The following is an 8,257-nucleotide window of genomic DNA, read 5'->3' on the forward strand; positions in this document are numbered from 1 at the left end:
CGCCGACGTCGTCTACCGAGTCATGCTTCGCGATACCGGTACCTCTCTACTCATCGAGACTTGACACAGAGAGGAGCCGTTAGCGAGATAGACCCCGGCTGCGGCGCGGCCGGCCATGTACCGCCATTCCGGGGCCCAGATGGATGGCTTGCGGGCAGCGAAGGTGGCGTTGGCGATCTCGATCGCGATCCGCCGCGCCGCCTCGGTGTTCAAGTAGCGGCGACGCACGTAGCGGATGTCGTCCTCGGTGTGGCGGTCGGTGGCCTGGTCGTTGAGCATGTTCAACCAGGTGATGCCTCAAAGATGTTCCTCGACCCCCTGTAATCACTGTTGGAGTGGGTCATTCGTCGGGTTCGTGTGGTGTGCGGTCATCATGCTGGTCGATGGTCTTTCCGGCGGTGCCGGGGCTTTCGTCCACGATGCGGTAGTAGCTCATGCGGAAAGGTTGCAGCAGGGCGCGCATGAAGGCAGGGCCCTCTTCGGGCGGCACTCGGCGGGGTTCGTCGAGTAGCTCGACGCCGTGGGTGTGCAACCGTTGCGCGAGACCGCATCCGTTGGGATCGATGACGGTGAGTTCTGCGTGTCCTTCGATCAGCCGGAATTCCGCGGTCCGCCGAAGCTCCCCGGTTCCCATGTCGTACACGGTGACCAATGTCGGAGTCGGTTTGGTCGTCTCAGTCATCAAGCCCTCCTATCGTGCAGGACCACCAGGTCTGGTATCGGCACGTGGCATCGTCTTATATCGGATCACTGGTGAATCGCCCGCCCAGACTTTCCCAGGCTCTGCCCGTGATCATGCGGTCGGTTTGCATTTCCACCAACCTTGCCTGCGCGCCTTCGATGGCGCGGTCGCTGAGCTGGGGGAGGCTCGGGCCGAAGTTGGCGAGGGTGGCGGGAATCTGGTCGGGATGGACTGCGTCGGCGAGGTCGAGGATGTCGGAGTCGAATGGCTGTCCTTTGTACTTCGCGACGAAGGGTGAACGGATCCCCCACCGAGGATCGGGTTCTTCAGGGAGGATCAGGTCGCGATCGACTCCGACGAGATCACCTTTCTGAAAATACTTCCCCCCCAATGCTGTTCGATAATTGTTCAGATTGCCGTCGGTGTAGCCCATGAGGTAATCGAGAAAGGCCATCTGCTGCTGCTGTTTCTCGTCGTATTCATGGAGCGGTCGGATCTCGGTCGACGGGACGAAGTCCTGCACCAGACCTCGACCGTACGGTCCATCGGAGATCGCTGCCGGAGGGGTTCTCGGCATTTTTAATAGCTCGACCAGGCGATGGTCGGACTCTCCTCGTATCGCGAGCTGGCCGGGTTCGTGTGGAATGCCCCGGCGCATATGATATTCCCTGTTGATCGGCCTGTAGACATTCCGATTCCCGTCGGTGGAGGGCAGGAACTGAACGGCAACACCGTCATCGACCATCCCCTCCGGAACGTAGAGGTGGCGTGATCGTATGTCTTGTATTCTAGTGTTGGGCATTACGACTTCGTGGTTCCCAGAACTTATCTCGGACCGGTGTGTCGTAGTCGACAGCATTCCGCTGGCGCGGATGCGGTCGCTCCCCGTGCGATCGCCCTCCGGCAGCATGCGCGCAGGTCCCCGTAGCCCATCATCGGCGAAGTCGTTCATGAAATGCTGCTTGAGTACAGCGCATTCTCTCAGGTCGAGAGCCAGACGCTGTGTGAGAGCGTGGAACGCTGCGGCAGATTCGCGATACATTCACCACCTCGTCCGGGGACATTTGCCTTTAACGATCCGGCATCGTGTCCGCAGTCGGATTTCTGTCCGTCGAACGATCACCGCGATTTCATCGACTCAAACATACCGTTGTTGCTGAGATTAAGCCAGGCCGCTTCCCCTGGCTTCCGGCTTTCTCACAAACCAGATACGAAAGTTCTGCGACAGCCCTGGATCGACCACCGAACCCGCAGGCCACCATTCGCAAAACTCCTCTCGAAACCCGCCCCTTGTGCGAGACACTTCTGAGAGACTTCCTCCATAGAGCTGGCCCTCGAGCAAGCCGCCACCGCAGTAAAACCTCACCACTACCCCCAACTGTGACGCGCCCGTCGGCTGATTAGGGCGCCGGGGTCGTTTCGCGCGAAGGCGGCTTCGCGCTTCGCTGCTCTCGGGTTTGTGTTCGAAACTGGAAACGTCGCAGGTCAGTTTGCGGTCTCTGCTCGCAGGTTAGGCGTAGACGGTTTCGCGGCTGATGCCGAACTCTCTGGCCAGCGCCGCTTTCGACACCCCCGCGGCGGCGCGGGCGCGCAACAACTCGGCTTGTTCGGTGGTGAGGGCGGGTTTGCGGCCGGTGTAGGCGCCGCGAGCCTTGGCCGCGGCGATGCCCTCGCGCTGGCGTTCGAGGATGAGGGCGCGTTCGAACTCGGCGAAGGCACCCATCACACTCAGCAGCAGATTCGCCATCGGTGAGTCCTCCCCGGTGAAGGTCAACGACTCCTTCACGAACTCCACCCGCACGCCCTTACCGGTCAGGGTGCGCACCAGCCGCCGCAGATCATCCAGATTGCGGGCCAGGCGATCCATGGAGTGCACGATCACCGTGTCACCCTCACGCACGAACTCCAGCAACTCCCCCAGCTGCGGGCGGGCGGTGTCCTTGCCGGAGACCTTGTCGGTGAAGGTGCGCTCGACGGCGATCCCGTCCAGCTGCCGGACGGTGTTCTGATCGAGGGTGCTCACCCTGATGTAGCCGACCCGCATCGCCGTTACCTCCAGAACTCCGTATTGTCGGACTGGAGTCTAGGAGCCAGTTAGACATGTGTCAAAGAATGAGAAAATTGACTTTATTCTGACGCGTTTCAGGCCTGTGACTCGCAGCGATAAGTGGCGGTGATTCCGCATTGGTGGACGGCGCTGAGGTCGGTGTAGTGCGCTATCTTCGAACTTCAGAGGTGGTGTGAGACGGGGGTCAGAACGCGCCGATCAGGGCTGCTGCGCCGCTGACGGGCACCGTGTGGGTGGCGATATCGTCTTCGGCCCCGACGTGGAGCAGGAACCCGGTCGGGTCGTCGAGGTAACCGATTTGTCGATCGGCCCGCAGTGTCAGTGAGGTTTGTCGGTAGGTGCTCGGCGCGACCGATACCGCGGTTCCTGCGTAAGGCACGTGGATCGGCCGGTGGACGTGCCCGGCAAGGACTCTGGCGATGTTCGAGTGGCCGGAGAGGACCTCGGCCAGTGCTGCTCCGTCGGCTAACCGCATCCCATCCAGGAACGGGATCCCCACCGCGACAGGCGGGTGGTGCAGGGCTACGAACACCGGAACCTCGCTGCGTGTGGACAATGACTGGTCCAGCCAGGCCAGTTGTTGATCGCCCAGGAGCCCGCCGGGGCCGCCGGGTTGTTTGGAGTCCAGAACGATGACCGAGAAGTGGTCGTGGTCGACTACGTAGCGCGTGTCCTGGGTTCCGCCGAGCAAGGATGTGCCAGCGAACATATCCCGGATTGCGGCGGGTTCGTCGTGGTTCCCGGTGACCAGGTATGTCGGTATCGGGAAGCGGCCGACCATCTCCCGTAACTGGTCGTAGGCTCGATTGTGTCCGTGCTCGACCAGGTCGCCGGTGATCACGACACAGTCGGGTCGCGGGTCCAGAGCCATGACACGGCCCAGCGCGGCATGCAGTGCGCTCGCCGGCCCGGCGGCCAAGGTGTCCGATCTCAGGTGGGGATCGCTCAGATGCGCGATGAGCACCGTGTACTCCATTCTTCAGACGGTCGAGGTTGCCGGCGTCGATACGGTGCGCCCCGGCGGCGGACCGCTGGAGCTACGAGCAGTTTTCGAGTGCTCAGGTGGTGCCGATGACGAGGGTGCTGCGTGCGGTTTCGACGACGTCGGTGGTGATGGTGTGGAGTTCGTTGATTTTCATGATGCGGTGGATTTGGGCGAACAGTCGTTGTAGGAGGCGGAAGTTGCCGCCGGTGATGCGGACGAGGGCGGCGATGGCTTGGGCGTCGGTGAAGTCGTCGGGGTCCAGGTCGAGGCCGAGTTTGTGCCAGTGGCGGTTCAGGACGAAGGTGAGTTCTTCGCCGGTCAGGGGCCGGTAGTGGTGGGCGAAGCCGACGCGGCTGTAGAGCTGCGGGTATCGGGAGAAGGTTTTCTCAATGCCGGGCATCCCGATGAACAGCAGGCCGTGGTCTGCGCGGTCGTATTGGTCGCGCAGGTGCTCGATGGCGGTGCCGGGCAGCCGTTCGGCCTCGTTGATGATGACCAGTTCGATGTAGTCGATCGGTTCGTGCGTGCGGCGGTCGGGGTGGATGCGGTCGGGGTGGATGTGGTCGTCGATGCAGAAGTTGACTCGCGTGGTCAGGCGTTGGAGGTCCTCGCGTAGCTGACGCAGGGGTGCGGCCACGGTGGGTGTGTAGAACACGGTGCGTGAGCGGGCCAGCGCGGCGTAGACGTCGGCGTCGGATTCCTCGCGGCGGCCCCAGGTGGTCAGCAGGTGCGCGGCCTTGTCCCAGCGGGAGTAGCGGGAGGCGGACTGGGTTTTGCCGATTCCTGCTGCGCCGTAGCAGATTCCAATGGTCTTCTCGCGTTCGACGGTATCGGCGAACTCGACGAACCGGCGGTGTTCCTTGGTCGCGATGAACGGCCAGTTCCGTGGCGGCGGCACTGTCAGTCCTCCTGGTAGACGCGCAACCGCGGCCCCGGCGGTGGTGCGGGTGCCGGCTGTGCGTTCGGTGGGGTGGGGGCGGGGAGGTAGTCGGTGACGGCGGTGATGGCTTCGTTGATCTGGTCGCGGACCCGGCGCCGGTAGGCGCGGCGGGCGGCATGGATGTCTTTGAGCCCGATGGTTTCGCCGGTGTGGTCGGGGCTGATGGCCTTGCACAGGAACCGGTTGTTGTGGAAGACGCGGATCTCGGTGATGTCGCGGGGGTCGTAGCGGACGGTGACCGCTTCGCGGACATAGGCGGCCAGGGTGGGATGCAGATATCGCAAGCCCTGGAAATGGATGCCGTCACGGTGCACGACGCGGGGCGTGGCGACGCTGACCAGCAGCAGATCGAGCTGTTGCAGGTCTTCGGGCATACGCGGCAGCCATCCGTCGGCGATCCACGCCTGCCGCGGTGAGGCGCCGATCTCGGAGTGGGTGCGCCGGTGGTAGACATCGGTGAGGAAACGACCGATCGCGTCGTCGAGCCGACGCAGCGACAGCGTCGGTGCGGTGGCGGGTTTCCCGTGCACGAGATGGCCGGGCAGTTCGGTCAGCAGTTCGGTGTTGATGCTGCCGAACAGACGCTCCACTTTCCCGCGGCCTTGGGGCCGCGCGACGGTCGAGTGGGTGATCCGGAACTTCAGGTCCACGGCGACCTGGACGAGATGGTCGCTGGTGAAGTCGCTGCCGTGATCGACGTAGAGGACTTCCGGGATCCCGCACATCGGCCATCCCGGATCGGACTTGGTCCAGATCGCCTGGCGCAACGCGAGGGAGGTATTCAACGCCGAAGGCGCACCGAGGGTGACGGTGTAGCCGGTCACCGCGCGGGAGTGATCGTCCAAAACCACCGTCAGCCAGGGGCGGCGCGGGGTCGCGGCATCGAGGACGAGGAGGTCGAGTTGGGTGTGGTCGGCCTGCCACATCGCGTTCGGATACTCCGCGCGGCGCCGATAGACGAGTTCGTAGGTGTCGCGGAACGCGGCGGGACCGTCGTGGGCCAGGGTGAGCAGCGCCGGATCCAGTCCGGTGACGATCGAGCGAACGGTGTTGTAGGACACCGGTGCCCACCCCCGCTCCGTGGCGAGGCGGGCGGCGCGGCGGGTGATCGCGGCCAGCGACGGGCGCGGGCACCGCAACGCCATCCCCTCGATCACCCGCACCAACTCCGCCTCGGTACGCCGCCCCGACGAGGTCCGCGGACGCCGGACCAGACCGGCCAATCCCTTGTCGCGGTAGCGGCGCAGCCATCGTTGCGCGGTCCGTAACGGCACACCGGCGTGCGCCGCGGCGCGGGTGAGCGGCACATCGTCCTCGAGATGCGGGCGCAGGACCTCGAACCGGTCCATCGCCGCTCGGCGTTCGGTCTCGCTCAGCCCCGCCAGCTCGGGCGCGTTCACGCGGTCTTCGTCGTCGTGGCGGTCAGGTGCCGGTAGATGGTAGGGCGGGTGACGCCGAACTCGGCCGCGATCTGGGCGACGGTGTAGCGGCGTTTGCCTCGTTCGTCGAGTTCTTCATACATCTGCCGGGCCAGGATCACCTGCCGGGGACCGAGTTTCGGTTTCTGCCCACCGGTGCGCCCGCGAGCGCGGGCGGCGGCCAGGCCGTCGCGGGTGCGCTCCGACATCAGCGCGTGCTCGAACTCGGCGATCGCGCCCAGGATCTGGAAGAACATCCGCCCGACCGCGGTCGAGGTGTCGATGCCCTGATCCAACACCACCAGATCCACCCGCCGCCCGGCCAGATCGGCGGCGAGATCGATCAGATGCTCGAGAGTGCGCCCGAGACGATCGAGTTTGGTGACCACCAGTTGGTCACCGGGCCGGTTCGCCACCAACAGCGCCTTGTCCAACTCCGGACGCGCCGCGAGTTTCCCGGACGCCTTGTCGAGGAAGATCTGCTCGCACCCGGCCGCGGTGAGCGCGTCGCGTTGCCCGTCGGGGTTCTGGTCGGTGGTCGATACACGCCCGTAGCCGATTCTCACGCCGGGAATGTATCGGAAAACACCGACAGGTTTACCTTGGCGCGTACACGGCATGCGTTACAAACCCGGCCTGCGGAAACATCCTGCCGCCGTGAGTGTCTCGTGAACGATCCTTCACGAGACACCTTGTGTCCTGGGCAATGCCTGCGGTCGGATGGGGTGTGAGCATCGACGGACTCGGTATCGCACGCGACTTGGTGCGCGAACGGTTCTCCCGCGCGCGGGCGGCGTGGCTGGGTGGCAGCACCGTGAACTGGTCGCCTTCGACCGCGAGAACAGCACGAACTACTCGCGAACGCTGACGAGCGCAGTGAGGTCGGTCGCCCACGGCAACATTGAACAGATGATCGAGGTAGTCACTCGGACGCTGGATCTGTTCGGAGGCCGCCTCTTCGACGGATTCACAGTCGACGGCTCCAGTTGATCGTCCGGAAAGGCCGCCTCCACCGACCCCTACCCCCCTCGAACGTCAACCGACAACGCGAAAAGACCGCCAATCGCTACTGCGAGTCACAGCCACGCACGCGACACGCGTGACCGCGGTATCGGGCATCCTGGGGACCGAGGGCCTATTGTCTGCTGCCGCTACGGGCTTGTTCGGAGGTTCGTGGCAGCGCACGCGAACAACGGCCCGGAAGGAGAAGTATGCGTTCCCGGGCCGCTGCCGGTCGCCGTCACGCAGGTAGAGGAAGCTCCGAGTCCCCGGCGGCGAGTTCCGGCGCTCCTCCATACGACGACTCCTCCGATCCTAATAGCAATCGACTAGCAAAGCCGATGGTCTGCCCCGTGCGAAAATGGAAACTCCCCACGTCCCTGAAGGTTCCGAATGGCAGCGGTTCGTCGAGCAGCGCACCGAACTGGGCAACAACCTCACCCGCGCCGGTGTCGACCCGACCACCGAGACCGCGGTCCGCGAGCTGATCGACAGCCGGGCAGCCGAGGCCCGGCCAACTCGGCCGCGCCGTCGCCGAACGCCGCACCCGCTGGAACACCAGCGTCGATCAGATCATCGCCCGCCGCGACGACGCCACAGCCCAGCGCCAGGCCGCAGCCGCCGACCGAGCCCCCGATCAGGACGCACCTGCGCGAACAGGCCCGACCGTGCTGCGCAGGCCGCTTGGCCTGCCCCAGCCCGTTCTGCAGCACGGCGGCCGGTCCACACCTCGGGTAGCCCTGAGGACCTGCTGTTCGCGAGGTTGCTCGATCGTGGCCATCATGTCGCATCGATGTAGCCGCTGATCTCGGAGTCCTGGCGCAGACGCAATCGTGGGGGAGTGGTGGGTGTGCGAACAAACGGTGTCGAAGGCACGTTTATCGATTGTGGCGTCATCAGACGCTCCTGCCACGGCCACTGCGAAAGCCGGGTATCGAATCCGGGGACGGCGCGACCTCTGCTGGTCAGCGCACGTGATGCCGCCGAATACTTCAGGCCTACGCCGGTGCGCACCGCGCGAGGCGGCACAGGCAGCGGCGGACAACCTCGCCGCCCGGGCGGATATGGGTGCGGCACTGTGGGTGGGGTCGTCGATGGACTGGGGTGCGTTTCGGGACAGCTGTCCTGAAACGGTCGGTGAGCCGACGTATCCGGCCAGGTCAGT

The 8,257-nt window shown here is 64.7% G+C and carries 8 protein-coding genes; all 8 read right to left on the reverse strand.

The window, feature by feature from the left end; translation table 11 throughout:
- Positions 1-12: 12 nt before the first annotated feature.
- On the reverse strand, positions 13-279 hold the full coding sequence (locus ACWEH3_RS35235; RefSeq protein ID WP_452358489.1) for a hypothetical protein: 267 nt from the start codon (positions 277-279) through the stop codon (positions 13-15).
- 61 nt (positions 280-340) lie between these two features.
- Positions 341-682, reverse strand: a complete 342-nt coding sequence (locus tag ACWEH3_RS35240) for a hypothetical protein (protein ID WP_450026471.1) — start codon at positions 680-682, stop codon at positions 341-343.
- 55 nt (positions 683-737) lie between these two features.
- A complete protein-coding gene (locus ACWEH3_RS35245) occupies positions 738-1,427 on the reverse strand; it encodes a hypothetical protein (RefSeq protein ID WP_450026473.1) in 690 nt (229 codons plus the stop codon).
- Positions 1,428-2,192: 765 nt separating this feature from the next.
- Positions 2,193-2,726, reverse strand: coding sequence for a recombinase family protein (locus ACWEH3_RS35250; RefSeq protein ID WP_450026475.1), 534 nt, complete (start codon positions 2,724-2,726; stop codon positions 2,193-2,195).
- 208 nt (positions 2,727-2,934) lie between these two features.
- Positions 2,935-3,726 carry a phosphodiesterase gene (locus tag ACWEH3_RS35255; RefSeq protein ID WP_450026477.1) on the reverse strand — a complete coding sequence of 264 codons (792 nt, stop codon included), beginning with the start codon at positions 3,724-3,726 and terminating at the stop codon, positions 2,935-2,937.
- An 82-nt stretch (positions 3,727-3,808) separates the two neighbouring features.
- On the reverse strand, positions 3,809-4,633 hold the full coding sequence (locus ACWEH3_RS35260; protein WP_450026479.1) for an AAA family ATPase: 825 nt from the start codon (positions 4,631-4,633) through the stop codon (positions 3,809-3,811).
- A 2-nt stretch (positions 4,634-4,635) separates the two neighbouring features.
- Entirely contained in the window at positions 4,636-6,075 is a 1,440-nt protein-coding gene (locus ACWEH3_RS35265) for a Mu transposase C-terminal domain-containing protein (RefSeq protein ID WP_450026481.1), read from the reverse strand.
- Positions 6,072-6,659, reverse strand: a complete 588-nt coding sequence (locus ACWEH3_RS35270; protein ID WP_450026483.1) for a recombinase family protein — start codon at positions 6,657-6,659, stop codon at positions 6,072-6,074. Before ACWEH3_RS35270 ends, ACWEH3_RS35265 begins: the two co-directional genes overlap by 4 nt.
- Positions 6,660-8,257: the final 1,598 nt, after the last annotated feature.

The sequence above is a fragment of the Nocardia sp. NPDC004718 genome, from assembly GCF_053601535.1.